Source organism: Kolteria novifilia (assembly GCA_007748055.1).
GTDB classification, from domain to species: Bacteria; Planctomycetota; Planctomycetia; order Kolteriales; family Kolteriaceae; genus Kolteria; species Kolteria novifilia.
Map to the genome: position 1 here is coordinate 3831957 of CP036279.1, position 25993 is coordinate 3857949.

17 protein-coding genes are annotated in these 25993 nt (G+C 62.8%); 5 read left to right on the top strand and 12 right to left on the bottom strand.

Annotated elements, in window-relative coordinates; translation table 11 throughout:
* Nucleotides 1-58: 58 nt before the first annotated feature.
* Entirely contained in the window at nucleotides 59-3679 is a 3621-nt protein-coding gene (gene smc / locus Pan216_RS13975; protein ID WP_145258578.1) for a chromosome segregation protein SMC, read from the bottom strand.
* 283 nt (nucleotides 3680-3962) lie between these two features.
* Nucleotides 3963-5765 carry a flagellar basal body P-ring protein FlgI gene (locus tag Pan216_RS13980; RefSeq protein ID WP_145258579.1) on the bottom strand — a complete coding sequence of 601 codons (1803 nt, stop codon included), beginning with the start codon at nucleotides 5763-5765 and terminating at the stop codon, nucleotides 3963-3965.
* A gap of 254 nt (nucleotides 5766-6019) precedes the next feature.
* On the opposite strand from Pan216_RS13980, the gene aroB reads away from it, so the two are divergent.
* The 3 genes from aroB (at nucleotide 6020) to pstS (ending at nucleotide 9712) form a co-directional block, all read left to right on the top strand.
* Complete coding sequence (gene aroB / locus Pan216_RS13985) at nucleotides 6020-7129, top strand: 3-dehydroquinate synthase (protein ID WP_145258580.1); 1110 nt, start codon at nucleotides 6020-6022, stop codon at nucleotides 7127-7129.
* A gap of 41 nt (nucleotides 7130-7170) precedes the next feature.
* Nucleotides 7171-8040 (top strand): MBL fold metallo-hydrolase, encoded by an 870-nt coding sequence (locus Pan216_RS13990; protein WP_419192502.1) that lies wholly within the window; start codon nucleotides 7171-7173, stop codon nucleotides 8038-8040.
* Nucleotides 8041-8563: 523 nt separating this feature from the next.
* Nucleotides 8564-9712: a phosphate ABC transporter substrate-binding protein PstS gene (gene pstS, locus Pan216_RS13995; RefSeq protein ID WP_419192503.1), complete on the top strand. Its 1149-nt coding sequence runs from the start codon at nucleotides 8564-8566 to the stop codon at nucleotides 9710-9712.
* A 154-nt stretch (nucleotides 9713-9866) separates the two neighbouring features.
* On the opposite strand, the gene thiS is transcribed toward pstS, so the two are convergent.
* The 3 genes from thiS to Pan216_RS14010 all read right to left on the bottom strand — a co-directional run bounded on the left by thiS (nucleotide 9867) and on the right by Pan216_RS14010 (nucleotide 13222).
* Complete coding sequence (gene thiS, locus Pan216_RS14000; RefSeq protein WP_145263976.1) at nucleotides 9867-10889, bottom strand: sulfur carrier protein ThiS; 1023 nt, start codon at nucleotides 10887-10889, stop codon at nucleotides 9867-9869.
* A 368-nt stretch (nucleotides 10890-11257) separates the two neighbouring features.
* Nucleotides 11258-12352 carry an FAD:protein FMN transferase gene (locus Pan216_RS14005; RefSeq protein WP_145258583.1) on the bottom strand — a complete coding sequence of 365 codons (1095 nt, stop codon included), beginning with the start codon at nucleotides 12350-12352 and terminating at the stop codon, nucleotides 11258-11260.
* Nucleotides 12353-12370: 18 nt separating this feature from the next.
* On the bottom strand, nucleotides 12371-13222 hold the full coding sequence (locus tag Pan216_RS14010) for a metallophosphoesterase (RefSeq protein WP_419192504.1): 852 nt from the start codon (nucleotides 13220-13222) through the stop codon (nucleotides 12371-12373).
* A 158-nt stretch (nucleotides 13223-13380) separates the two neighbouring features.
* Here Pan216_RS14010 and Pan216_RS14015 point away from each other — a divergent pair, with 158 nt between their 5' ends.
* Nucleotides 13381-14646 (top strand): molybdopterin molybdotransferase MoeA, encoded by a 1266-nt coding sequence (locus tag Pan216_RS14015; protein WP_419192505.1) that lies wholly within the window; start codon nucleotides 13381-13383, stop codon nucleotides 14644-14646.
* Nucleotides 14647-14731: 85 nt separating this feature from the next.
* Here the strand turns inward: Pan216_RS14015 and Pan216_RS14020 are convergent, their stop codons facing one another.
* The 6 genes from Pan216_RS14020 to Pan216_RS14045 all read right to left on the bottom strand — a co-directional run bounded on the left by Pan216_RS14020 (nucleotide 14732) and on the right by Pan216_RS14045 (nucleotide 21239).
* Nucleotides 14732-16339 (bottom strand): flagellar M-ring protein FliF C-terminal domain-containing protein, encoded by a 1608-nt coding sequence (locus Pan216_RS14020; RefSeq protein ID WP_145258586.1) that lies wholly within the window; start codon nucleotides 16337-16339, stop codon nucleotides 14732-14734.
* 197 nt (nucleotides 16340-16536) lie between these two features.
* Nucleotides 16537-16830 (bottom strand): flagellar hook-basal body complex protein FliE, encoded by a 294-nt coding sequence (gene fliE / locus Pan216_RS14025; protein ID WP_145258587.1) that lies wholly within the window; start codon nucleotides 16828-16830, stop codon nucleotides 16537-16539.
* A 30-nt stretch (nucleotides 16831-16860) separates the two neighbouring features.
* Nucleotides 16861-17286, bottom strand: coding sequence for a flagellar basal body rod protein FlgC (gene flgC / locus Pan216_RS14030; protein ID WP_145258588.1), 426 nt, complete (start codon nucleotides 17284-17286; stop codon nucleotides 16861-16863).
* Nucleotides 17287-17362: 76 nt separating this feature from the next.
* Nucleotides 17363-17803 carry a flagellar basal body rod protein FlgB gene (locus tag Pan216_RS14035; RefSeq protein WP_145258589.1) on the bottom strand — a complete coding sequence of 147 codons (441 nt, stop codon included), beginning with the start codon at nucleotides 17801-17803 and terminating at the stop codon, nucleotides 17363-17365.
* Between the two features lie 5 nt (nucleotides 17804-17808).
* Complete coding sequence (gene flgN, locus Pan216_RS14040) at nucleotides 17809-18261, bottom strand: flagellar export chaperone FlgN (protein WP_419192506.1); 453 nt, start codon at nucleotides 18259-18261, stop codon at nucleotides 17809-17811.
* Between the two features lie 11 nt (nucleotides 18262-18272).
* Nucleotides 18273-21239: a tetratricopeptide repeat protein gene (locus Pan216_RS14045; RefSeq protein WP_145258591.1), complete on the bottom strand. Its 2967-nt coding sequence runs from the start codon at nucleotides 21237-21239 to the stop codon at nucleotides 18273-18275.
* A gap of 737 nt (nucleotides 21240-21976) precedes the next feature.
* On the opposite strand from Pan216_RS14045, the gene metG reads away from it, so the two are divergent.
* The gene (metG, locus tag Pan216_RS14050; protein WP_145258592.1) at nucleotides 21977-23653 is read left to right on the top strand and encodes a methionine--tRNA ligase; all 1677 of its coding nucleotides are present in this window, start codon (nucleotides 21977-21979) and stop codon (nucleotides 23651-23653) included.
* Between the two features lie 85 nt (nucleotides 23654-23738).
* Here the strand turns inward: metG and Pan216_RS14055 are convergent, their stop codons facing one another.
* The gene (locus tag Pan216_RS14055) at nucleotides 23739-25955 is read right to left on the bottom strand and encodes a DUF4340 domain-containing protein (protein WP_145258593.1); all 2217 of its coding nucleotides are present in this window, start codon (nucleotides 25953-25955) and stop codon (nucleotides 23739-23741) included.
* Between the last annotated feature and the right edge of the window lie 38 nt (nucleotides 25956-25993).

Genomic DNA, 25993 nt, shown 5'->3' on the forward strand with positions numbered 1-25993 from the left:
ATGTTCGTTAGGAGAAGTGAAGGATGTTCGCACGAGGAAGTTGACAGCGGGCCATTCGTCAGGATGACGATTCTTCCGCCGCGCTTTCGACTTCTTCCTCGGCGCCGGCCTCATCACTGATGCGACCGTCCTGACCGATGTCCTCCAGACGAACCGACACGCGGGTCGAGATGCCCGGCTCGCGTTGCGTGACACCGTGGAGCACGTCGGTGTTGGCCATCGTCGTCTTCGAGTGAGTCACGATGATAAACTGCGACTGGTCGAGGAACTCGCGCAACATCTCGGTGAACCGACCGATGTTGGCCTCGTCGAGGGCGGCGTCGACTTCGTCGAGCACGCAGAAGGGACTCGGCTTGGAGCGGAAGAGCGCCATCAGCATCGCGACCGCCGTCATCGTCTTCTCGCCACCACTGAGCAGCGAAATACTCCGCGGTTCCTTGCCGGGAGGACGGGCGATGATGTCGATTCCCCCTTCCAGCACGTCGGCGTCGTCCTCGAGCAACAGATCCGCCTTGCCACCGCCGAAGAGCTTGCGGAAGAGGTCCTGGAAGTGCTCGCGGACGGTCTCGAAGGTATCGAGAAAGAGCCGGCGACTCTCCTCGTTGATGCGGGCGATCACGCTGTCGAGATGCTTCTTCGCCGCTTGCAGGTCATCGAGTTGGTGGCGCAGCGTGCCGCTCCGCTCTTCCAAGTCGTCGAGTTGTTCGACCGCCGCGGTGTTGACGGTGCCGAGTTTACTGATCTTCGCGGTGAGCTGATCGATCTCCGAACGCGCCTCATCAAGGGGCTCGGTGGGAGGCTCGTAATCGGCCCCGATCAGCGTCGAGGCGTCGATGTCGTAGTCCTCGCTAAGCCGTGCGACGAGATTGTCGCGTCTCATCCGCACTTCGGTCAGCCGCAGCTCCGCCTTATGATGACGCGAGCGAAGTTGGTCGAGCGCCGTTCGATCGGATTCGATCGACGCGCTCAAGACGCGGCGTTCCTCGCGCATCTTCGCGACCCGCGCCGGGTCGAAACCGTTGACCGACGCGATCCCGTCCTTTTGATGATAGAGCTCCGCGAGCGCCGCGGTGTTGAGCAGCAGTCGGGCTTCGACCGCTTCGCCGCGCGAGCGGGCGGTCTGCAATCGGGCGAGGTGGTCCTGGAGTTCCTGTTGCCGCTGGACCTCCGCGGCGGCGACTTGATCGAGGCCGGCGCTCAGCGATGCCAACCGCTGTTCGGCCTTGGCGAACTCGAGTTTGCGATCGCTGATCGTCGCGTTGAGTTCCGCCATTTGGGCGCGGAGTTCCTCGACCCCCTGCTCCGTTCGCGACATCCCCGAAGAGAAGGCGGCAAGCTGATCGTGCGACTCCGCGATCCGTTTCTCGACGTCGTCGGACTGTTGGTTGACTTGATCAAGTTCGCGATCGTTCTCGGCGCGTTCCCTTGCGGCGGCTTTGCGCGACCGGCTCAGTTCCTGGCAACGATCGACGTTGCGGCCGAGAACGGAAGCGAAATGCCGCGCCTGCTCCGACAACGTCGACTCGAGCACGTCCTGCAAACTGAGCGTCGACTCCATCTCGTCGATCGAGGCATCCAGCCGGGCCAGCGCGACCTCCTCGACGCGAATCTCCTCCTCGGTCTTCTCGATGTCGCCTTTGATTTCCCGTCGTTCCGCCGCCCGCAAGAGGAGTCCTTGGGAACGATGCAGCGGGCCGACCGACAAACATCCGCCCGGCTCGAGCAAGTCCCCTTGCGGCGTGATGAAACGCAGATCGGCGAAGCGGGAGGCCGCGTCACGAGCCGAGGCCAAATCGTCGGCGACAAAGGTCGTCCCGAGCAACCTTTCCACCAACGGACGCAGTTCGTCCGCGCAGCGAATCAGGTCCGCCAGGCAGAGGGCGTCCATCTCATCGGGGAAGACGTCGAGATGATCGCCCGACCCGTCGTCGATGAGCAGGAAGGGAACGCGGCCGTTGAGTTCTCTCGCGGCGTGCAACAACTCGTCGGACAACTCCTCGGTCGAGCGAACGATCAGCGCCTGGGCCCGAGGACCGAGGGCCAACTCGACAAGATCGGCATGGTCGGAGTCGACCTCGAGGCACTCGGCGAGGACCCCCAGGACGGGGCGCCAGATCTCTTGGCCGGCGGCCTTGCGGTTGAGCGCTTGGCGAACGCCCCCCTCGAATCCCTCATGCCGGACCGCGAGATTCTCCAAGACCTCGGCGCGACTCGAAAGGGCCGTCCGGCGATCGCGAAGATGGGCGAGGCGATCGAGCAGATCGCTGCGCTGTTCGAGCAATCGCTTGTGGTCGCGACGCAGCGTCCCGCCCTGGTTACGCAGCCGACCGACTTGGGCCTCGACGGCCAAGGCCTGCGGTCGCAGGAGAGTTTGTTCGCGCTGGAGCCGGCGGATGCCGGTATCGTAGTCGGCGTACTTCTCGGCGAGCCGTTCGGACTGTTGCCAAAGAATCGCGAGCTGGCTTTCGATCGCCGACTGCTCGTTCTCGAATCGAGCGAGTCGCTTGATGACCTCGTCGGACTTGGCGCGGTCCTCCTCGAGGCGTTTGGTCGCTTGTTCGAGTTCCTGTGATCGTTGCTTGGCCTCTTGCTGAAGCCGCTGGAGTTCCTCGGCGGCTTCGCCGCGCCGGGTCGTTTCGGTCGCGACTTGCTCGCGATGCTGCCGGTGCTCCACCCGAGCTTGGTTGGCTCGAAGACGCAGCGAACGAAGCTGTAGGAAACCGTCGTTGGTTTCCGCCGAGAGTTCCTCGTGGCGGCTGCGATCGCTGGCGACGGCCGACTCGAGCGTCGCGGTCTGCTCGCGCACCGCCGAGAGTCGTTCGGTCACCTCGCGAATCGCTTCTTCCTGCCCGGTGAGGGTCTCGTCCAACTCACGAAAACGGCGTTGGGACTCCTTGAGGCGCTCCTCGCTCTTGGTGGTCTCCTCGTCGGCGCCGCCGAGTTGATCCTCGATCGCCTTGAGTTCACGGGACTGCTCGTAGAAGTTGGCCGCTCCGACCTGCAAGCGCAGTTCGCGCAGCCGATCGGACATCTCCTTGTAGCGACGCGCCTTGCCGGCTTGACTGCGCAGGCCCCGAAGTTGTTTGTCGACCTCTTCCCAGATGTCCTGGGCGCGGACGAGATTCTGTTCCACGCGGTCGAGTCGGCGAAGGCATTCGATCTTCTTGGCGCGAAACCGGCTCGTCCCGGCCGCTTCCTCGAAGATCTGCCGGCGGTCCTTGGTCGAAGCTTGAAGCATGCGCTCGACCTTGCCCTGCTCGATGATGCAGTAGGTCGACGCCCCCGCCCCGGTACCGAGGAAGAGTTCGCGGATGTCGCGCAGGCGCGCGAGTCGGTTGTTGATGAGGTATTCGCCTTCCCCGCTTCGATAGACGCGGCGGGTCAGGACGACCTCGTCGCTCTCGACGGGAAGGTAGCGGCGGGAATTGTCCAGGCAGAGGGAAACTTCGCCGAGGCCGAGGCTCCGGCGGGTGGAGGAACCGTTGAAGATGACGTCGGCCATCTCCTTGCCGCGAAGGCTCTTGGCGCTTTGTTCGCCGAGAATCCAGCGAATCGCGTCGACGACGTTGCTCTTCCCGCTGCCGTTGGGACCAACGATCCCGGTGACGCCGTCCCCGAAGCCAAAGCGCGTCTTGTCGGCGAAGCTCTTGAAGCCGACGAGTTGGAGCCATTTGAGCATGCAACCACCAACGCCGCTTTGCGTCCGCTCTTGGCGCGGCGCGTTGGACGAGATTCCTCAGGATTAGCAAACGAACGAGAGTTCTTTCAACGTCTGAACTTCGGCCGAGGTAGGTCTCAACCTCTTCTCACGGGCTGTCAAGCAGCCCATGGCACCCGAAGACGCACTAGTGCTGCGTCAAACGCGAGATCTCGGGTTGTGAATCCACGATCACTTCTCACTGGCCGACAAGCAGCCAGTGCCACCCAACCTTTTGGTTCTGACAAAGCACTAGGACCAATACCTAGTCGGCGAAGCGGCGAAAGATGTTGAACCGGGAGCGTTTCGGCTTTTCCTCTTCCACGTCCTCGTCCTCATCAGGCTTGGAAGCCGTAGTCATTTTAGGCTTTGATGAAGCCGAATTCGAATCCGTGACCCGGAAAAGGCTCGGGGCGTCGCCGTCAAGAGTGGAACGACCCTCGCGACCCCTATCTCCGCCAATCGCGGCCAGTCGGGACAGGGAGATACTCTTAGGCAGCGTGTTGATTTCCAATCGTCCAGGAAGATTGCCCGTCTCCGAGGCCTGTTGCAGCATCGCCACGACGTCGGGGTACGTTCCACCAAGTTCGACGATCTTCTCGATCACCTCCCCCACCTGAAGGCTGCTGACCGCGCGCTGCTCGATGGTGCCCTTGGGACCAGGGCGAAACGAGGCGAGATGGATCTCCTTGTTGTCCGCACCCGCATTCAGAAGTATGAATTTCCCGGCTCGCAGACTAAGCGGGGTCCGGAGCTGATGGTTCGAGTTGAACAGCACGATTTCACGCCGAAAGTTCCGCGAAAGGTGGATCATCGGCGAGACTTCCGAAGGAACTCGGTGCAGGCTGAACTCCTCGCCCACGTTCTTTCCCCGGACGTTCGGATCGAAGCGATCGAGTGCCAGGAGAGCCCGAAAGGCTCCGTAGCGAGTTTCGGCGCTCTCGGTCTTCATCAACTCGCTCAACTCCATCCTGCTGATGGGGTGATCGAGAGCGACGAGGGCCGAGAGAGCGTAAGCACGATAGAGCGGATCGCTCTTGGCGAGTTCCGCGAGGACCTGCACGCCGGAGCCATCCCCCAAGTACGCTAGCGACTGGGCCGAGGCGAACTTGACGTGTTGGTTCTTGGACTTAAGCCCATCCTTGAGAACCGGGCTCGAGACTCGGCCCAAGGCTTCGAGCCGTAGCGCGGCCTCGAGCGCCCATTCGGGCCGGTTGAGCCGATCGGCCAATTCCTCTTGCAAGCGATGGCGAAAGGTTTCGGAGCGGCTGATCGGGATCCGGCGGACGACGTGCAGAAAGCGGTCGATGTCGTAGCGGTAGCGGGAATCGAGCTTCAACTCGATGATCTTTTCGTCCTTCGCGGTGGCAAGTCCTTCGCGAATCCCCTGCCCTGGCGAGTGAAAGCGTTCGTTGATCTTGACCGCCAGCATTCGCGTCAGCCGGGCGGAGCGATCCTCCCGATCGAGAATGACGCGAAAGTTGCGATCAATTTTGGAGCGGCCCTGACCGAGGATCTTGCCCTTCTTGAGCGATCCGTCATCGGCGTCACCCCAGACGAGGATCGGCCCCCCAACCGTCATCAGAGAGTCGCCGCCGATAGCGGCTTTGCTTTGGGTCACGAATTGTTCGGAGAGTTCGGCCTCGAGCAGTCGTCCGCCTTGGAGACTCGACGCGGGATCACCCGGGGGAACGTAGACCTCGACGTCGATCGGGTCGCCCTTGCGAGCGCCTGGCGGAATGAAGGCCCGCAGCAACACCACCGCGGTCGACTTGCTGGCGAGCACATGCTCGGTTTTGACCACGTTGCGTTTGCGCATGATCTCCATGATGCGGTCGCGAACCTGGTTGGCGGGGGGATCGCTGCCGGTGCCATTGAGGCCGACGACCAGGCCGAGGCCTTCGACCTTGATCGGCAGCAGACCTTCCATGCTGGTGCGATCACCAACCATCGGATAGTCGAGGGGGCCCTTCTCGGAAGCGGCCAGGACCGTGGTCGCGAGCCATCCCGCGAGGGCCATCGCGCCCATACCATGAGCAACCGAACGAACCGGGCCTCCATGCCGCATCGAAGATCTCCCTATCGCATCTGAGGACACGCAAAGTCGTCGGCCCGATTCACCATCGAGGCCACACGGTGCGTTGGATGTCGATCTAGCTTGAGGTTCGCCGACCAAACCGTCCGTCGCGAGAATCCCCCAAGATCAGCCGCAATAGATCCTTGGAGCGATTGAGTCAAGCCGGTCCGAACCTTGTCGGGCTCCGGAGCGCCCGTAGATTGAAAACGACGGGGAAGAAAGACCCAACACACGACTCATTGCTGATGGAGGCCGCTTTGGAGACGGTCGTGCCGGTCGATTTGGCCGAGCGAAGCTACGAAATTCACATTGGACGCGACCGACTTGACGGCCTCGGCAACCTGGTGAAGCAACGGATCCGTGGACAGCGGATTCTCCTGGTTAGCGACACCAACGTCGCGCCCCTTCACGGCGGGCGAGCGATCAAGTCGCTCCGGGAAGCGGGCCTGGAAGCCCATCTGGCCGTCATTCCCGCCGGAGAAGGCTCCAAGACGCTCCAGCACTACTCCCAACTGCTCGACACGCTGGTCGCGATCAAGGCGGACCGTCACTCGGCGGTCGTCGCTCTCGGTGGTGGCGTCGTGGGCGATCTCGCCGGCTTCGTGGCCGCGTCCTACGCCCGCGGGATCGACTTCGTCCAAGTGCCGACGACGCTGCTGGCGATGGTCGACGCCTCCGTGGGGGGCAAGGTCGCCGTCGATCACCCCCGAGCCAAGAACATGATCGGCGCCTTCCATCAGCCGACGCTGGTCGTCTGCGATTTGGCACTGCTGGACAGCTTGCCCGAGCGGGATTTCCGGGCGGGCCTGGCCGAAGTGGTCAAATACGGCGTGATCATGGACGAGGAGTTCTTCGCCTGGCTCGAAGAGACGACGCCGGCGATCGTGGCGAAGCAGGCCGACGTCCTCGGGCGAATCGTCACGCGCAGCTGCCAGCTCAAGGCCCAAGTCGTGGCCGAGGACGAACGCGAGACCTCCGGCCGGCGCGCGATCCTCAACTACGGGCATACCTACGCCCATTCTTTTGAGACGGCGTCGGACTATTCGCTGATGCTGCACGGCGAGGCGGTCGCGGTCGGGATGGTGGCGGCGGCCAAGTTGGCCGAGATGCTCGATCGATGTGACCCCTCGCTCAACCAGCGACAAAAGACGCTCTGGTCGACGCTCGGATTGCCGATCCGTTTGCCTCGCCCCTTCCATCCCGGCGAGTTGCTGGGGATCATGTACAGTGACAAGAAGACGGTGGGCGGCAAGCTGCGACTGGTGCTGCCCACGAAGATCGGCCATGTCGATACCGTCAAGGATGTCGACCCGGAAATGGTCGAGCGTTCGATGCTAGAGGTGATCAGCGGATGAGTCGACGACCCGCGCGTCCAGAGGAAACGGAGCATGCGGCCTTGGATCTACCCCACGAAGCGGATGACATCCAAGTCGATAACGCCCCGGTGCGCCGTCACCAACATCAGGATCTGACGATCGAGGGCTACTCGCGTGCCGCGGTGCAGACCTACTGGCGCGTCGTCGAGCTGAAGATCGGGTTCGATCTTGGGCTGCAACCCTGGTCCTTCATGACGACGCCGACGTGGACGGTCAGTCACGCCCACATGGATCACATCGCGGCGCTTCCGGTTTACGTCGCGCGACGGCGTTTGATGCGGATGGCGCCGCCGACGATCTATCTGCCGGCCTCGGCGGTCAATGACGTCAAGACGCTGCTCGGCGCCTATCAACGGCTCGATCGCGGTCGTCTTCCGTGCAATTTGGTTCCCTGCCGCGCCGACGAGGAGTTCGATCTCTCGCGGGAGCACGTCCTCTCTTCGTTCGCGACGAACCACACCATCCCGTCGCTCGGCTATACGGTTTGGGATCGGCGTAAGAAACTCAAGCAAGAGTACCTGGGGCTCGAAGGTCACGAGATCCGCGACCTAAGACTCTCGGGAGTCGACGTCACCCACGAGGTTCGCCTTCCACTGGTGACCTTCATCGGCGACAGCAACCCGAGCGTCCTCGACACCAACCCCGACTGCTATCGCTCGCGTATTCTCATCCTCGAGATGACCTTCGTCGCCGCCGGCCATCGTCGCGAGAAGATTCATAAGTTCGGGCACATGCACTTGGACGACATCGTCGAGCGGGCCGATCGCTTCGAAAACGAACTGATCATCGCCAGTCACTTCAGCACGCGCTACCACGAACAGCAGATTCGCCGCATGGTCGAGCGTCGGCTTCCCGCCTCGCTTCGCGGGCGTCTGCTCTTGTGGATTTAGCGGCCCAACACCGACGCGAGGTGCTCTTCGAAAGCCGTTGGATCAGGGAGCGCGCCTCCCCAATCAGGCGCCGTCCCTCCTCGATCGCTTCTCGTTTGGCGCTGAAGACACCGATCGCCTCGTCCCCGAGGAGGAGGACCTACTTGTCGGCATGCCCCAACGAATGACTCGCCGATGGCCGGGCGAAAGTCGCGACCCCCCCCCGCGACAAGGTGTCGCGGTCATCAAGTCTCACGCGGCGGCGTTCGCGGATCGTTCCAGCCCCAATGGTACGACCCAACAACCACATCCCCATCTGGTTGACGTGGAATTGAATCGTTTGCCTCTCCCACTGGAAACAAGTCAATCCGATCGTATCTACACTCTTGACCGAATACTCCCAGTAGCTCCCTTCGTGCTCAATCAACGGGCTCTAAGGGCGAATTGTGAAGACTTGTTGAAAATGGCCCCGCCACGTGGCCAGCTACTGTGCAGACGTTTAGAGTTGGGACTGTCGAGCTGCACCCATTGGAGACTCCCCAAGATGAAGGCCGGACGGCTCCTTCGAAACGCGATCGCGCTTGCGGCAGTTGTTTGCTGCTCATGCTCACAATCCGGCCCGCAAGAGAACGGCAATACCTATCAAGGGACCGGGGGAACCTTTCCCGCTCCCATCTACGATCGCTGGTTCGATGAGTTCAACGACCTTCGCCCCGAAGTGCTCGTTAGCTACCAGGCCCTCGGGAGCGGCGCCGGCATCGAACAGTTCATGAATCAGATGGTCAACTTCGGCGGCAGTGACGCCCCGATGTCGGACGAGCAGATGGCGAAGGTGCCGCGAGGCGTCCAACTCCTGCCCGTCACCGCCGGCAACGTCTCCCTCGCCTACAACGTTCCTGGAGTCGGCGAGGGCCTGAAGCTCTCCCGCGAGGTCTATGCCGGGATCTACAACGGTGGCGTGACCCACTGGAACGACGAACGCATCGAGAAGGACAACCCCGACGTCGAGCTTCCCGACCTTCGAATCATCCCCGTCTATCGCGCCGACGATAGCGGCACGACGTACGCGTTCTCCAATCATCTCAGCGCCGTCGACCCGCAATGGGCCAAGGAGGTGGGCCGAGGCTTGAGCGTCGATTGGCCGGTCGTCGGCATCGGCGGACGGGGCAACGGCGAGGTCGCCGGTCTCATCCAACGCAACACCGGAGCAATCGGCTACGTCGAATCGAGTTACGCCAAGTTGGCCGGGATGCCTCGGGCCCACGTCCAGAACGCGGCCGGCAACTTCGTTCCCCCGACGGTCGAGAACGGCAAAGCGGCTCTGCAAGAGGTCAAGATCACCCCCGAGTTGCGGATTGAAGTTCCCGATCCTCAGGGGCAAAACTCCTACCCGATCGTCACCTTTACGTGGCTGTTGCTCTACGAGGAGTACGAGGAACTTCAGGAAGCGGTCCACCTCAAGGCCCTGATCCGCTATTGCATGACCGATGGCCAGCAGCACGCTGAACCGCTCGGCTACATACCGATCCCCGAGCACGTCGCGACCGCGGTGCTCGAAGCGGTCGAAACCATCGGCCAGTCCAAGACGGAAAAGAGTCCCGATTCCACCAAGGACAAGGCGGACGCTGCCGCACCGCCAGCCAAAAAGGCGCCCTCGAAGAAGGCCGACGCCAAGCAACCCGCCAGCAAGTAGACCACCCGAACGCTACCTCGGGCGTCGGATGATGGGACGAGCGCCAGAGTGGGTTTGTAGATGAAACCTACGCTCGCGTGGCAAGACGCAAGACGTCTGGCCCGCGGGCGTCTGCCGGCGCCAACGAGAGCATGTCACCCTTCGCCACGGCTGGCTACTGAGGTTTGATCCCGGAGATGTGACCTTCGGTGGGACTCGACGCGGTCGCGTAGAGCTTCTTCGGAATCCGCCCCGCCAGATACGCGAGCCGCCCCGCTTCACAAGCATGTCGCATCGCGTGCGCCATCCGGATCGGATCCTGGGCGTGCGCGATTCCCGTGTTGAGCAAGACGCCGGCGCAACCGAGTTCCATCGCGATCGCGACGTCGCTCGCGGTCCCGACCCCCGCGTCGCAGATAACCGGAACCTTCGCCTCTTCGAGAATGATCCGAATATTGTTTGGGTTGAGCACCCCCTGCCCGCTGCCGATCGGACTTCCCGCCGGCATCACGCTCGCCACTCCCGCCCCCTCCAAGCGACGCGCCATGACCGGATCGTCGGAGGTGTAGCAAAGGACGGTGAACCCTTCCTCGACCAACAGTTCGGCGGCGCGAAGCGTCGCCAGTGGATCGGGCAAGAGCGTGCGTTCGTCCGCCAGGACCTCGAGCTTGACGAGGTTGGTCCCCAGAACCTCCCGGCTCAGGCGAGCGTAGCGCACCGCGTCTTCGGCGCTGTAGCAACCCGCGGTATTGGGCAAGATCAGGCAGCGGTCGCGATCGATGTAGTCGAGCAGCGACTCCGATCCGCGATCCCGCAGGTTGACCCGCCGAACCGCCACCGTCACGCACTCGGTCTGGCTCGCTTCCAGGCAAGTCTTCATCTGGGCGAACGTGGCATACTTGCCGGTACCGACGAAGAGGCGGCTGTGAAAGACGTGGTCCCCGAGACGAAGCGGCTCGTCCAAATCCGAGTCACTCGGGGCTTCCGGCGAATCGACCGACCCACCTCCCACGAGCGTCACGATTTCGAGCTGGTCGCCGGTCTCCAAGCGGCATGCCTGGTAGTGCTGCTTCGGCACGATCTCGAGATTGCGTTCGACGGCGACCTGATCGCGAGGTAAATCCAGCGTTCGCAGAAGATCCTCGAGCGAGCATCCGTCGGGAACTTCGCGGGACTCACCGTTGACGGTGACGTTCATCATCGAAACCTCGCACTGACAGGTCGTTCGAGAAATAGGCACTGGTTGAACACGTTGTCCGGCTCTCTCGCAGGGTGGGCTCGCGGCCCCCGAGCGTACTCGGAATACCGCCGCCTTCGGCCGAATCCTCTCCGCATGCCCACGCAAGCGTGAATCCTCTCCGCATGCCCACGCAAGCGTGAATCCTCTCCGCATGCCCACGCAAGCGTGAATCCTCTCCGCATGCCCACGCAAGCCTGGGCATGGGCACCCGAAAGGCACCACCCGAGAGGGTACCGGAAAGCGCGGACGGCGGCGGGTGTCGAACGGATCGACGCCCCATCGACGCACGCGTTCAAATGCTCATTAAAGGCGACGATCGGGGCTTGTCAACGCGGTGCGGGCGACCGAAGAGGCGCCATCAACGCCTCCATGCCCGCGGTGGGGACTTCCTTGAAGGTTCCGTCGGCGGCGCGGACAAGCAAGAGGGCTTCGACATCCGGCAGGCCGCTCAGCATGGCGAGCCCTTTCTCGGGGCCAAGCACCATCGCCGTGGTCGCCAACGCGTCGGCCAGAGCGCACGTTGGAGCCACGACGCTGACGCTGGCCAGATCGTGCGTGACCGGCTGCCCGTCGCGTGGATCGATGGTGTGGGAGAACCGCCGGCCATCCGCCTCGAAGACGTTGCGGTAGTCGCCCGATGTCGCCAAGGCGCGGTTGTTCAGCCGAATGATCTTGCCGACGCGTTGCCCTTCGGACGGACTCTTCGTGGGCGTCTCGATGCCGACAAGCCATGGACCTCCGCCGGGAGCGGCGCCACGGGCGACGACTTCTCCGCCAATCTCGACCAAATGACGCCGGTAAGCCCGCGACAGCAGAAACGTCGACACTTCGTCGACCGCGTACCCCTTGGCGATGGCGCTCAGGTCGACCCGAAGAGTGCCGACACTCTTGCGAAGCGACGCGGGACTGAGCCGCACCTCGAGCCGGTCGGAGCCGAGCGAATCGAGCAGTTCACCGATTTCCTCCTCCGTGGGCGGGTCATCGCGTCGGCCCTTGGCGCCGAATCCCCAGAGGTCGACCAGCGGACCGACCGTGACGTCGAACGCGCCACCACTTTGCTCGTGGATCCGTTTCGCCTCCTCGACCACCTTGGCGAAACCGAGAGAAACGTTGACCCACTCGGTGGAGGTGGAGTTGTTGAACCGCGAAATCTCGCTTTCGGGGTCGTACGTCGACATCTGACGATTGATCTTCGCGAGGAGCTTGTCGATGGCCTTCTTGACGCGCAGTTTCTGTTTGGGGGAAACGTTCGCATCGAGCACGACCCGATAGGTCGTTCCCATCGTTTCGCCCTCGACCACGACCGGTTCGGGTTTGGAACGAGGAGTGATGGCGCGAAAGGCCACGGCGCCGAGCATGAAGACCAGCAGCGCGAGCAGGACCTTGTTCGGTCGTCGCTTCGATGGATCGGTCAACGGCATGGTCGGTTCCCACGAGTGTCAGCGTCCCGGCAAGACAACGACACTTTCCCTCAATTGCTGATGCTCGATCGCCTCCGTCGCGGAGACAACCACGCAGCAGGCGGGCTCATCAACACAGTCGACGATCACCTGGCGGTGATTGGGAACACTGTATCCCTGTTCGCACGCGATGTGCCCCGTCACGAAAAGGTCGGCATCGACGACTTCGGCCCAGCGGTCCGCCGCCTCGGCAGAGACGTCGCGTCCCCACAGCAGGTAGTAGAGACTCGAGCGTCGCTCGAGCTGCGGCTCGGCGATCCCAAAGCCCGAGAGGAGGCTTACGTCGAACTCGTCGAGTCGTTCCCGAGGGGGAAAGCTGTGGCTCGCGAATATCCTGTTCGGCGTTCGAACTCCCAACACCATTGAGGAGATCATCTCGCGATAGGCCGCCATTACCTCTTCGGTACAACCTGGGTACGCGGTTTCCACTCCCGCCACGAACAACTCGGTGTAGGAAACCCCATCCTTGGCAATTCGTCGACCAGTCCATTCCGCGAGTTCGTGGTTACCCATCAAGAGGTGGACTCGGTGCGGATACTGGCACTTGAGGGTCGCCAGAACATCCAAGAGTTGGTGGGAAGTGCATGCCCCATTGGGGTAGCGAGCGCTGCCGTGGACGAACTCCTGCAACACGAGATGGCGATTCGTCCTCTTCTCGAGGTCGGCGAGTTCGAGCAGGCCTCGCAGGTTGTCGAGATTGCCGTGGAGGTCGCCGCCGATCACCACGTCGTCGGCATCGTCGAGGTGAACCACGTTGCCCCGGCGACCGCGCGTCGCTCGCAGGCAGATAGCGGCGTTTCGAATCGTTCGGATTAGTTTCTCGGCATCCACCTTGGTTCGCGGTACTCCTATCCCCTTGAAACGCCGCCACCGGACCGAAGCCGCCTATAAAGGTACGAGTCAGCGGTCGATCATTCTCCGTGGAAGGTTATCGGTCCACATCCCTATCAATCGGACATGGAAATATTATGACGGGTGGAGACGTCCGGATGAAAGGCTTTGGTCGACTCACTGCGGTCGCCGAATTGATTCAACTGCTGGACCAAAGCACCTATCCGCTACGAACGGAATCGGTTCCGCTCGAGCGTGCCGTCGGAAGGCGTCTGGCCAGTCCCGTGATCGCCCAAGCGAATGTTCCGGGGTTTCGCCGCGCGGCGATGGACGGGTTCGCGGTCCGCAGCCAGGATATCGCGCTCGCGGGCACCGCCGGCGACGCAGTTCTCCACATCGTGGACGAGTCGTTTCCCAACCGTCCGGCCACTCGACCCCTTCAAGCGGGACAAGCCATCCGCATCATGACCGGCGCCCCGGTGCCCGACAGCGCCGATACGGTCGTCATGGTGGAGATGACCTGTCAGGAAAACGACGAGGTCCACATCCTCGAAGCCCCGCCCTTGGGCAAGAATGTCTCGGGGATCGGCGAGGATGTCGCGGCGGGATCGACGATCCTCGAACCTCCGCGCACCCTGCGCCCGCAGGATGTCGCCGTCGCCGCGGCGGCGGGACTCGGCAGCCTTGCCGTCTATTGTCAACCACGCGTCGCGATGCTCGTGACCGGAAATGAGCTCGTGAACGCCGGCCAATTCCCCAGCGCCTTTCAGATCGTCGATACAAACTCGATCATCTTGCGGACATTGGTCGAACGCGATGGGGGCATCGTCCTCGCGTCTGAGCAGGGGTCGCCGCGCATTCTCCCGGATGACCCGGAGGTGCTACGAGAGGCCCTCCGAACCTGCGATGCGGACTGTCTCTTCGTCTCGGGGGGAACGTCGGTCGGCAAGGAGGATCACGCGCCGCGGTTGCTCGCGGAACTTGGCGATTTGATCGTTCACGGCATCGCGATGAAACCGGCACGGCCGATGGGATACGGCAAGATCGACGGGCGACCGGTCTTCCTGATGCCGGGCAACCCCGTCGCTTGTCTGGCGGCGTATGACTTGATCGCGCGCCGGACGGTTCGGCACCTTCAGGGGATGCCGACGCATCTCCCCTACCCGACGAGTCGACGGCGTCTGGCCCAGCCGATCGCGTCCCAAGTCGGTCGATTCGACTATGTTCGGGCCAAGCTGAACGAGGCGGGCGAGGTCTATCCCCTCTTGATGGGGGGAGCGTCGATTCTCTCCTCGACCGCCAAGGCGGATGGGTTCCTTCTCGTCCCCGCTGACGTGGAGAGCCTTGCCGAGGGCTGTGAGGTCGTCTTCCATCACTACGACGCCCAGGAAGAGCCCAACACGATCGAGGATATTCCTATCTGAAGTAGGTGTTGGTGAAGCCTCAACACCTTGGGCGCTGGCTGACCAGCAGCCAGTGGCACCCGACATTTTGGGACTGACGAAGGCGTTATTCGGACTGGACCCAGCGGCGAACGATGGCCGCCGCGCTGTCGGGGTCGGAGTCGACGAGTTGTTGGATGGAGGTCTTCATCTGCCCAACGCGTTTTTGCTGCTCGGAGGTCTCGACCTGGGGCAGTAGATCCTCGTCCTCGTCGCTCGTTCCCTCGTCGTCCTGCGCCGGCAACTCGGGAATCTCGGGAAGTGGCGGCACAATCGCCCGACGCGCGATCAGCGCCGCGACAATCACCGCGACAAGGCCGAAGAGGCCAAGCGTTAGCGATCGGCCGTTGTCGACGAGGAGCTCGATGACACTGAAGGAGGGTTCGGTGACCTCCTCGGGTTCCGGGGCGGTGAATGGAACGATGCGAACGGTGTCGGCGGTCAAGCCGGGAAAGCCGAGCGAGGCGACCGCTTCGCTGATCTGCGTGGGATCGACCGGGTTGTCGGTCGCGTCCAGATAGCTGCGCGGCACGTTGATCACGACGCCGACCGACTTGATCGGAAAGTCCTGGAACTGTTTGGTCGTTTCGACCTGATTGTTGTCGTAGGAGGTGTTCGACTCCTCCTCAGTGTCCTCCTGGGTGCTGACGCTGGCGGAGGCCCCCTGGTTGGGGACGCCGGGAGGAATGACGTTGGGAGGAACCCCCGGCTCGCCCTGAGCGGGACCACCCCGGCGCGACGAGGAGGACATCTGCGACGTGTCCTGTTCCTTGACGGCGCCCTTATCGAACTCGACCAGTCGCTGCTGAACGTTGCGTTCGTTCTCGACCTCGACGTTGACCACCACCTCGACGTCCCGCATGTACGAGAGCATGCGTCGAATGCGGTCCTCGATGCAGCGAGCGTAGAGGACTTTGTTCTGCAAGAGTTCGTTCTTCATCCCCGCGAGTTCCGTCGGAACGCAGGTGTCGCCGTCTCCCGAGGAGGCGTTGTGGCCGGCCATCCCTCCCCCTACCACTTCCACGCGGGCGGGGGTCAGGTCACTGAAGGCGTTGCCGACGAGGTTCTTGATCTCCTCGGCGACCATGGGACCGAGTGGTTTGTTGCCGATGGTCGTGACTTTGACCGAGGCCTTGCGGATACCCGTTCGCCTCAGCCCGTAGCGAGGGACCTGGGTAACCGTGACGAGTGCATTGGAGATATCGGGAAAGGTCTCGATCGCCGAGGCGAGCATCCGCTCCTTGGCGACACTGAAGAGTCGTTCGGACTCGGTCTGGCTCGCCCACCAGGTTCGCTGATTGGTGATGTAGTCGTCGATCGCTTTGTAGAAGTTGCCCGGCAGCGCGTCGTTCTCGCTCAGGGCCGCGAGGTAACGTGGGACTTCGTTCGAGGGAACGAGGATCGTGGCACCGTCGTAGACGTAGTTCTTGAGCCCGGCCTGCGAGAAGGCCTTGAGGGCTTGGGATCGCTCGACCGGGGTGAAGTCTCCCGCGAGCAACGGGCTCAGCGCGACATCGCCCTGCCCGGCCATCGTCACCCCGAACCCGATGACGACGAGCACCGCCCCCACGAGACCGACCAGCGCGACCCGAGAGTTCAGCGACAGGTCGTTCCAGTAGTCCAACACCCCGCGGTTGGTGGTCGTTTCGGCCGTCTCCGTCCCGTCGGTCGCCATCGTGAGCGTGCTCTCCCGTACCCGAATGCTTCCCGCGAACGAGATTGTTTAGCGTCCACCCGACGCTAGGTCACCTGTGCTTCCGATCGTCCGAGAGGGTGGGTCGAGTTCGCCCCACGCTGGGTGCCACTGGCTGCTCGTCAGCCAGTGCCTCCGATAACCGCCCATCGCAGTGAGTCAAGGCCCACCGGAAGCGCCTAGACCTGAAGCTGACGCAGTTCGTTGAAGGCCTCGACCAGCTTGTTGCGAACTTGAATCATCGTCCGGAACGCCAAGTCGGACTGAACCACCGCCGAGGCCACCACCGCGGAGGGAATCTCCTCCCCGGACGCCACTTGCTCGATGATGTTCTCCGCGTGCAACTGCTTGGCGTTGACCTGTTGCACCGCCCGCCCCAGCACGTCGACAAACGAGCTGTTGGGCGCATCGGTCGCTTGGGTGGGCCGCGCCAAGGGGAACTGGCCCACATCGCCGGTCGGATCGATTCTCATCACTTCTCCTCCCACCTAGCGGCTTTCGACTCACTCGAGAAGGCGTGAGACGTTGCTGCCCATCGCCTTGAAGACTTCAATCGCCTGAATGTTCGCTTCGTAAGCTCGGCTCGCCTCGAGCGCGTTGACGAACTCGCGCGCCAAGTCGACGTTGGGGTAACGGACGTAACCCTCGTCGTTGGCGTCCGGATGATTTGGTTCGTAAGCCAGCCGAAAGGGCGCCGCGGTCGGGGACTCTCCCGGCACGTCATCCTCGACCGAGGAGACGTGAACCCCCTCGCTCGCGTCCTGCCCGGGGATGCCGACTTGAAAGATGACTCGCTTGCGGACGAACGGTTCGGCTTCGCCGGCCTCGTTTCGGGTCGTACTGACGTTGGCGATGTTGGTCGCGATCGTGTTCATCCGCAGACGCTGGGCCACCAGGCCGCTGGCGCTGATCTCGATCGAACTCACCATCGGGGAACTCCTTTCCCAGGGATTGCGGCGTCACCGGTCTGGCTCGAGGACGCCCTCGATCGCGTTTGACGTCGGCCTACGTGTTGACCTGCTCGGCGATGATCGAACGGAGCAGACGCACCTGATTTCGCAAGAGATTGGCCGCTTGCGAGTTGCGGTCCGCGTTGCGCTGCATCGCGACCATCAGCTTCTCCACGCTCCGGTCGTTGTCGTCGTGAAAGACGATCCCACGCAGCTTCTGGGCATCGGGCGAATCGGCCGACGCCTCGAAGCTCGCCACCTGGTCGACCGACGGCAAATCGACCATCGGCAGATTGGCGTTGACCCGCTCGCTCCGCTTGAGAGCTCCCGCCAGTTCCCGATCGAACGACTTCGCGTCGAGGTCGCGCATCCGGTACTGGGGCGTGTCGATGTTGGCGATGTTGCTGGCGATCACCTTCATGCGATCGCCGGTGAAGGCGACGACGTGCTCGAGCATGCTCGTCGCGTTCGTGTTGAGAAGGTTGAGCAGGCTCATCGACGTCACTCCTTGATGTCGAGAAACCGTGCCTCTTCGCCGCCCTGCTGCCCGGTGTAGGCTTGATGCACCTTGCCACCGTGCACGCTGGAGACAAGCTCCTGGCGAACCTCGTCGCGCTGACCACGAAGGAGATCCTCGCTCTCCTTCTCCGAGGCGATCAGTTCGGCGAGCAGTTCCTCGACGGTGCGCAGCGCCTCGGAGACGACTTGGCGATCGTTCTCGTCGAAGCCCTGCTTGAGCCGCGGCCAGTTCTCCTTGTAGGGGCGGAGCTTCTTCTCGATGCTCGTCACGCGATTGAGGACGCGCTGCTTTTCCTGCAGCACGTTCATCAACGCGTCGACATCACCGGATTCGATGATGGACCGCTGTCGGCGGGACAGATCCAGTAATGACGTGTAGCACGCCTGCTCCTGCCCAAAGTACTCCAGCATCTCCGAGAGGTTGCTGTCGTTCACACCCGGTCCTTTCATGTCTGGCTGACCAGGGCCGCGAGGCGTCGTTCCCAGTCCGCCTTCTTCAGCCGTGACTTTTCAAACGCGGCATCGTCGAGCTTCTTGATGATCGTGTCGGCTTGGCGAATCGCGCTGAGGGCGTCCTCGCGACGATTCGATTCCAAGTAGATGTTCGCGGTTCGCAACAGCGCCGTCAGCACTTCCGCGCTGTCGGAGAACTGCAGCGCCGCTTCCTCATACGCGGCGACCGCCGCGTCGGTCTCGCCGAGCGCTTCACTGGCCTCACCGACACCGAAGAGCGAGCGATACGCTAGCTCTTGCTCCGAGGCGGTCAGTGGCCGCCGCTGTTGTTCGTCGATCAACCGTCGTGCGAGCCGCGTGTATTCATCCCGCGCCGCGCGCCGTTGGTCGTCTTCGAGACGCCGGAACTCGGCTTGAAGCCGCGGCACCTCCTCGGCTCGTGATCGCTCCCCGTACTCGTCCGCCTTGCTCCAATGCGACCGGGCGATCAGGAAGAGCGCGTCACTCACCCGCGAATCGTTCGGAAATCGGCGTACCGCCTCGGTCAATAAGGAGATCGCGTCATCGAAATCGCGAAGCGAGTAATGCACCTCCCCCAGTTCGAACAGCGACAGCCGCCACTCCCGAGCGCTCGGCTCGAGATCCGGGGTCCGCCCATCGGTGTTCGCGAGCAAGACATCCTTCGCCGCTTCCAATAACTGACGTCGTTGGTCCTTCCCTTCGGGCGTCGGCGTCCCTCCCTCAAGCTCCAGGAGCCGGGCCATGTCGCGATAGACGCGAGCGAGATACAGTCGCCCCTCGAACCGGTTCGGCGATCGCGGATCCCGCTTCAGCGCGGTCTCGAGTGTCTCCTTCGCGTCGACGAGTTCCCCAAGCGCCATTTGGGACCGCGCCAGGTAGATGCGAGCGAGCAGATCGCGTTCGCCGCGACCATGGATCAACAGGAACTCGTCGAGCGGAGCCCGGACGGCTTGATAGTCCTCGCCATCGAAAAACGCGACCGCCGATTGCCAAAGATAGTCGGCGTACTGTAGCGTCGTGCGTTTCTCCCACGCCGCCTTGCGGTAAGCCTCTCCGGCCTCGCGATATCGCTGCTCGGCGAGCTTGTCGTCCGCCGACGTCCCCGACGCTTGAAGTCGCTGCGCCAAACTCTTGCTCGCGTCCCCGACGAACTCATCGGCTTCTCCAGGGGGAGCGAAACTGCCGTAGAGTGTCCCCAAGGCGATCGCCTCGCGCGGCTTGTTGGCCTCCATCGCCGAAAGCCACGCATCCTCGAAGATCCGTCGCAACTCCTCCAGCGGAAGATAGCGATTGCGATAGACGTTGACCGCCTTCGACGCCGTCACCGCGTCGGCGAACGCGTCGAGTGCGTCCGGCGACCCCAGCCGCCGCAAGACGTCCGCGCGTCGAAAGAGCGCCGCCCGTTCCAAGTCCGTGTCCGGATACCGCTTGATCAGTCGATCGAAGGTCTCCGCCGCCTTCGCCAAATCGCCGAGGGCCGCTTCGCTCGACCCGAGCATCAACAGCGCCCGTCCGAGGTACTCTCGATCGAGATGATCCTTCTCGTCGACCAGTTGTCCGAGAATCCCCTCGGCGCTGGCGTGGGCCGCATCGGCGACAAACCTTCGCATACTCGACGGCGCCAATCGCGGCACTAGCTCGCTCCGCCAGTGTCGCTTTCGCTCCTCGGAGACGAATGGGACTCTCGCGATCAACTCGTCGGTCCCCGCGCGGAGCCAGCGACGGACCTCATCGGCCGCGCCGGCGAAGTCGCTGAACCGATTGAGGTCGGCGTTCTCCTCTCCCCCAGGACGAGAGAACTGCTTACCCTCCTCGAAGAACGATTCGGCGAGCAGAAAACGCGTCATCGCGGAGGCTTGAGACTCGCGATCACTTTTCCCGTCGAGCAGCGCGAACCGAGCCTCGACCGGACGATCGAGTTGGAGCAGCAGTTCCGCCTCCCGATTGCGAGCATCCGCACGTTCCGCCTCGCCCAGCGCGGACAGACTCGCACGTTCGGCCGCATACTCGAGCGCCGTCTCCAGCCGCGGAGGAACCGTTCGGGTCGATGACGTCGAAAGTGTCTTCAGCAAGCGTGAAAGCCCTTCGTCGTTCGACTCGCGCTGCGCCACAAGCACTTGGCGCGCCTTCTCCAGTTCGTCCGCACCGATATCGTCATCCAGTTGACGATCGAGATCGCGAAGCTGCGATTGCTCTTTGCCGTACACCGGCAACTGGTCGAGTAGCTCCCGACCTCGTTTGAGTGTTCCTTCGTCGATGTTGTTCGCCACCGACGTCGCCCGGGCAATCTCCTTGGTCGAGAGGCCCGGAATGTTCTTCCAACGCTCGACAAGTCGTTTGGCGTCTTCGATCCGCGGAGGCAGTTCCAGCAGAGCCACTTGCGCCAAGCGTCGGTCGATCAGCGCCGCCATACGCCGGCGCCAATCGAGCGGCATCTGCAAGACCTCGCTCGACTCCGCGTAGCGATCCTCCTCAAAGAGCGTCACGCCGTACGCTTCGGCAAACGGCAAACGAAACTCCTCGGGAACGCCCTCTTGCTTCGCCAATCGAAAGTAACCCAAGGCTCGGAGACGATACCGGGTCTCCGGCTCACCCTGGGCCCGAAGGGACAAGTCGCGGTAAGCGGTGCCGAGAAAAAAGTCGGCTTCCCCCCGCAACGACGGCTCCCTCCAGATCCCACTCTCGACCCGCCCCCGGAGGATGTCGAGCATTCCCCATGCTTGTTCGGCCCGGGTCGGGCTTTCGTACCACTCCCGAGCTTCCCGCATTGCCTCGAGAAGCTGAAATCGGTGCCAAGCATCGATGGGGCCCTTCCAAAGCAGGACCACCGCCCCCAACATCAACGCCCCAAGCACCAACGCCGGAATGGGCCAATGGCGCGACAGGTCGAACGAGTCGGAAGCGTCCTCGTGCTCGCTGAAGTAGCCCTGCTCCGCCATCGAAGGGTGTCCATTACTGCCCGCGAAAGTGCCCCCTCCCGCCTAGAGCCTTGCCAGCCGCAAGACTCCGGACGCCGCGGACTGCTCCTCAGTCGGCGGATACAGATTGATGACTCCTTGCCCACCACCGGAATGCCCGACGATCAAGTACAGGTACTCCTCGACTCCTATCTTACCCCGCTCTCACTGTTGGGGAGATACACCCATCGTGCCACGCCACAAGTCCGGCGACACCTCGTCCCCGAAACGAGATTGCCGCGACACGCGCCCACTTCTTCACAAGAAGGCAACATCACCGTTGAGCCAGCATCACGAGAGCCGACCACCGGCTCGATCGTTCGATGGCCAACGGGCCGCGTCCCCAAATGGGAGCGGCACCGAACCGTTTGCTGGCGTTGCGTCTCAGTAGTGGTATTCCTCGATTGGTGGCGGACCTATCGGTTTCGAGCACGAATTTGTCAAGATGAAATGGGATCCCGACCGAAGGCGACGACGAGAAACGCCCCTCTTCGCGGGCGCATCATTTGCATCGTTTCTTCGTTCGCGGTAGGGGTACGCCATCAGTTCCCTGGCGACGACTCGAGGACGCACGCCAAAGTTGCGCACCGGACCGAGGCCGCGTTTTCGTGGATTGGAGATTCCGCCCTCGATTGACGAAGTCGACCGGAGTCGGCAAGATGTCGACTCGGCCATGGCGCCGAAGTCGGAAACCGTTGGGTAAGGAAAAGTAACAGGCCATGACACGTCGATTTCTCATTACCGGTGCCCTCCCCTACTCGAATGGGCGACTTCACGTCGGCCACATCGCGGGCGCCTACCTACCGGCCGATATCTATGTCCGCTACCTGCGTTCCCGCGGCGACGACGTTCTTTTCGTCTGCGGCAGCGACGACAATGGCGTCGCGATCACGCTCAGCGCCCAGAAGGAGGGACTGACACCGCCGGAGATCGTCGCCAAATACAACGCCTCCCAACAACGGGCCTTCGAGGGGCTTGGTATCGACTTCGACGTCTTCGGGGGAACTCATACGCCCGACTACGTCGAGCGACATACCGAGCTTAGCCAAGAGTTCTTCAAGTCGATTTACGACAAGGGATACTTCACCAAACGAACCACCAGCCAGCTATACGACGTCCAAGCCGATCGCTTTCTGCCCGATCGCTACGTCACCGGAACCTGCTACCTCTGCGGGGCCGAGGGGGCCTACGGCGACCAGTGCGAGGCGTGCGGCCACTCAATGGATCCCCTGAAACTCAAGGATCCCAAGAGCGTCTTTTCCGGCACCACGCCGGAGGTTCGCGAGACGACTCACTGGTACTTGCGACTCGACGAGTTCCAGGAACCGCTTGCCCAGTGGCTTGAGGAGCGAGAGGGCTGGCGACCGACCGTGCTCAACTTCGCCAAAGGGCAGATCAAACTCGGCCTGCCCGAACGGGCGATGACGCGCGATCTCGACTGGGGCATCCCCGTTCCCTTGGACGATCCCGATGCGGCGGGCAAAGTTCTTTACGTCTGGTTCGACGCCCCGATCGGCTATGTCTCCTTCTCCTCGACGCTGCTCGAGCGCCAGGGCGGATCGCCGTCCGACTATGAAGAGTGGTGGAAGAGTCCCGACTGCAAGATCGTCCACTTCATCGGCGAGGACAACATCGTCTTCCACGCGATCATCTGGCCCGCGATGTTGATGGCCGAGGGAACCTACCAGCTCCCGCATCAGGTCGTCGCCAACTCCTTTCTAAACATCAAGTTCCCCGGCAAGGATGAGGAGAAGATCAGCAAGAGCCGCGGGACCGCGGTCTGGATTGAGGACTACCTCACCGAGTTCGATCCCGATCCCTTGCGTTACTATCTCACCGCGATCGCCCCCGAAAACGCGCGGACCGCGTACGATCCCGACGAGTTCCTCGTGCGCAATGACAGCGAGCTTCTGGCGACGCTTGGCAACTTCGTCAATCGGAACATCACCTTCGCCCACAAGTACTTCGATGGCAAGGTCCCCGAGGTCGGCGCAAGGAGCGAGGTGGACGAGAAGCTCTTGCGGCTATGCGGCGAGCAAGCGGAAAAGGTCGCCGAACAGTTGGAGGGATTTCATTTCAAGGCGGGGCTCACCGAAGTGATGGCGCTCGCCCGCGCAGGCAACCTGTATCTCGACGAGAAGAAGCCGTGGTCGCAGCGGAAGGAAGACCTCGCGGCGTGTGGCACGACGATCAACGTCTGCCTGCAGGTCGTCCGCGCGCTGATGGTGCTCATGCAGCCGTTCCTGCCATTCTCCGCCCGCAAATGTCTGGAGATGCTCCAACTCGACGAGTCGGCCCTTCAGTGGGACCAGGCCACGACGGAGCTTCCCGCGGGCACGGCCCTTGCCGATCCGACCATGCTCTTCAAGAAGCTCCAGGAGCAGGAGAAGAAATAATCGTCCCCCCTCGCGGGCGACGCTGTCGTGACACGGGCGAACCCACCTTCGGCGGGTTCGGGTCCGTGAGGGTTCCGGTCGAGGTCTAGTCGGCGGGCTTCTCTTCGGAGTCGGCGTTCTTCGCGTCGGACGCTTCCTTGGGATCGGAAGCGTTCGAGGAGTCCTTCAATTCGCCGGCGTCGTCGGCCTTCGTTGGCTCGGGCGCCTTCTTTGGGGTGCTCGACTCCTTCGGCGTCTCCGCCTTCTTCGGAGTACCGGGCTCTTCCCCCTTCGGCGAACTCGCTGGGGTGGGGCTCTTCGGCTCTTCCGCTTTCGGCTTCATTTCTTCCTTGGAAGCCTTGGGACTTTCCGTCGCGGGGGTCTTGGGCGACTCCTTCGACTCCGTCGCGGGGGTCTTGGGCGACTCCTTCGACTCCGTCGCGGGGGTCTTGGGCGACTCTTTCGACTCCGTCGCGGGGGTCTTGGGCGACTCTTTCGACTCCGTCGCGGGGGTCTTGGGCGACTCTTTCGACTCTGCGGAAGGAGTCTTGGAACTCTCCTTGGCGGGAGTGCTTGGACTCTCCGGCTTGGGAGCGGAGGCCTCTTTCTTGGGCATCGCCTTGGACTCGGCCGGTGCGGCGGGCTTCTCCGGGGGCTCCGGGCTCGTCGGTTTGTCCGTCCCCTTCGGGGAGACCGGCTTGTCCGTCCCCTTCGGGGACGTCGGCGGAACCTCCTTTGTCATGGCGGGGAGCCCGGTCGACGCCGGCTGCGACGCTCCAGGCGGGACCGTCGGGATGATCTGGTTGCCGTGAGGCGTGCCGGGATTGGTCGAGTTCTTGTCGAGTTCAATCAGCTTCGGCCGAGCGACCATGATCTTCGCGTAGGAATCATTCGGGATGACGTAGAACCACTCCGCGTAGCGAGCGGCGAGCTCTTCGGCCTTCTTCTTCCCACTCGCGATCTTCTGCTCGCGTTCCTTTCGCTTGCGCGCGACCTCCTGCTGCTTGGCTTTCGCCTCGGCTTCCTTCTTCGCCTTCTCCTTGGCGGCGGAGTCGTCGCCGTTCTTCGCCTCGGCCTCGCCGTCTTCCTTCTCCTTCGGCTCGGTCGGTTCCTCCTTCGCGGGCTCGTCGTCGGACGCGGCCGGCTCGGGATCGGCGATCGGTGGGAATTTGCTCTCGTCGAAGTCGACGCTCACAAGCAGGAAGCGAACTTCCTGTCCCTTCGGCTTGGCTGGCTTGTCCTTCTCGTCCTTGGCGGCCTCGTCGTCCTTGGACTTGATCGCCTTTTCATCCTCGCTGCCGGCGGTCAGTTCGTCGCCCGACGCGACCGCGAGTCCGCCAAAGCGGAGGGTGTAGACGATCCCGTCATCGGTCTCGGCGACCGCCTCGCCATCCTCCGAGAGAACGCGCCCGTTCGACACGTAGAAGCCCCGGTTCTGCATCGACATCGCCAGTTGGATGCCCTCGGGAAGTCGCAAGTCGGGTTTGATCCCCGCAGGCTTCTTGCGGACGCCAGTGATCTTCAGGTCACCGATCGCGGTGGCGATCTCCTTGGCGGCGGTCTCGTTGGTCACTTGATCCTTGCCAAGCTCGGTCACCGCCCACTTGCCCTTTTCCTTCTCGAGGGTGGTCGACCCACGGTTCTCGAGCCCGAGAGCCCCACGGACCGGAACGAGCTTGTAGTCGTTGAGCACGATCTTGTCGAACGTCCCCGACGGCACGTCGATCAGCTTGGTGTCGATCCAATTGCTAAAAGAGGCGGAAAGATCGACGTCGCTCGACTTGACCGCGTAAACGCGATCCTTGCCGGGAACGCGCACGTATCGGAAGCCTTCGCGGCCCTCGACCGGCTCACCGAAGATCAGGTCGGAGACGACGTTGCCGTCCTTGTCGAACAGCTTGACGCGCGTGCCCCAGCCTTTGCGGCTGCTGTCGTCCTCAAGTGGATCAACCACGCCGTAGAGATCGTGCTCCTCGCGATTGTCGGAGATGACCGAATCCTTGCGCAGGCCGATGATCGACCCGGCGGTCTTGTACAAGCGGTCGGCGGCGTCGGCGGGGTAGTCGTGATGCGACGGGATGGTCCAACGGCCATCCTTGCCCTGTTGGACCTTGAACGGCTTGGCCTGTCCCAGCTCATCGTCGTAGGCGACGACTTCCAGCGCCTTGGGGATGGAAGCATCGGTCAGTTCGGGGTAGAACCCCTCGCCGGTGTCGTCGAAGATGGCCGGATCCCGCGTCACTCTCGGTTGCGTGACGAAGGCCAGCAACAGCAACGCAAACGCGACCGCGACGTAAACACCTGTCTTTTGCAACTCAGTCATGAAACTGCCTGCCTATCTCCTTGGAGACGTCTCGACTC

Coding starts and splice junctions, on each gene's coding strand:
- smc (WP_145258578.1), bottom strand. CDS start 3,679: ATGCTCAAATGGCTCCAACTCGTCGGCTTCAAGAGCTTCGCCGACAAG.
- Pan216_RS13980 (WP_145258579.1), bottom strand. CDS start 5,765: ATGCGGCATGGAGGCCCGGTTCGTTCGGTTGCTCATGGTATGGGCGCG.
- aroB (WP_145258580.1), top strand. CDS start 6,020: ATGGAGGCCGCTTTGGAGACGGTCGTGCCGGTCGATTTGGCCGAGCGA.
- pstS (WP_419192503.1), top strand. CDS start 8,564: ATGAAGGCCGGACGGCTCCTTCGAAACGCGATCGCGCTTGCGGCAGTT.
- thiS (WP_145263976.1), bottom strand. CDS start 10,889: ATGAACGTCACCGTCAACGGTGAGTCCCGCGAAGTTCCCGACGGATGC.
- Pan216_RS14005 (WP_145258583.1), bottom strand. CDS start 12,352: ATGCCGTTGACCGATCCATCGAAGCGACGACCGAACAAGGTCCTGCTC.
- Pan216_RS14015 (WP_419192505.1), top strand. CDS start 13,381: ATGAAAGGCTTTGGTCGACTCACTGCGGTCGCCGAATTGATTCAACTG.
- Pan216_RS14020 (WP_145258586.1), bottom strand. CDS start 16,339: ATGGCGACCGACGGGACGGAGACGGCCGAAACGACCACCAACCGCGGG.
- fliE (WP_145258587.1), bottom strand. CDS start 16,830: ATGAGAATCGATCCGACCGGCGATGTGGGCCAGTTCCCCTTGGCGCGG.
- flgC (WP_145258588.1), bottom strand. CDS start 17,286: ATGGTGAGTTCGATCGAGATCAGCGCCAGCGGCCTGGTGGCCCAGCGT.
- Pan216_RS14035 (WP_145258589.1), bottom strand. CDS start 17,803: ATGAGCCTGCTCAACCTTCTCAACACGAACGCGACGAGCATGCTCGAG.
- Pan216_RS14045 (WP_145258591.1), bottom strand. CDS start 21,239: ATGGCGGAGCAGGGCTACTTCAGCGAGCACGAGGACGCTTCCGACTCG.
- metG (WP_145258592.1), top strand. CDS start 21,977: ATGACACGTCGATTTCTCATTACCGGTGCCCTCCCCTACTCGAATGGG.
- Pan216_RS14055 (WP_145258593.1), bottom strand. CDS start 25,955: ATGACTGAGTTGCAAAAGACAGGTGTTTACGTCGCGGTCGCGTTTGCG.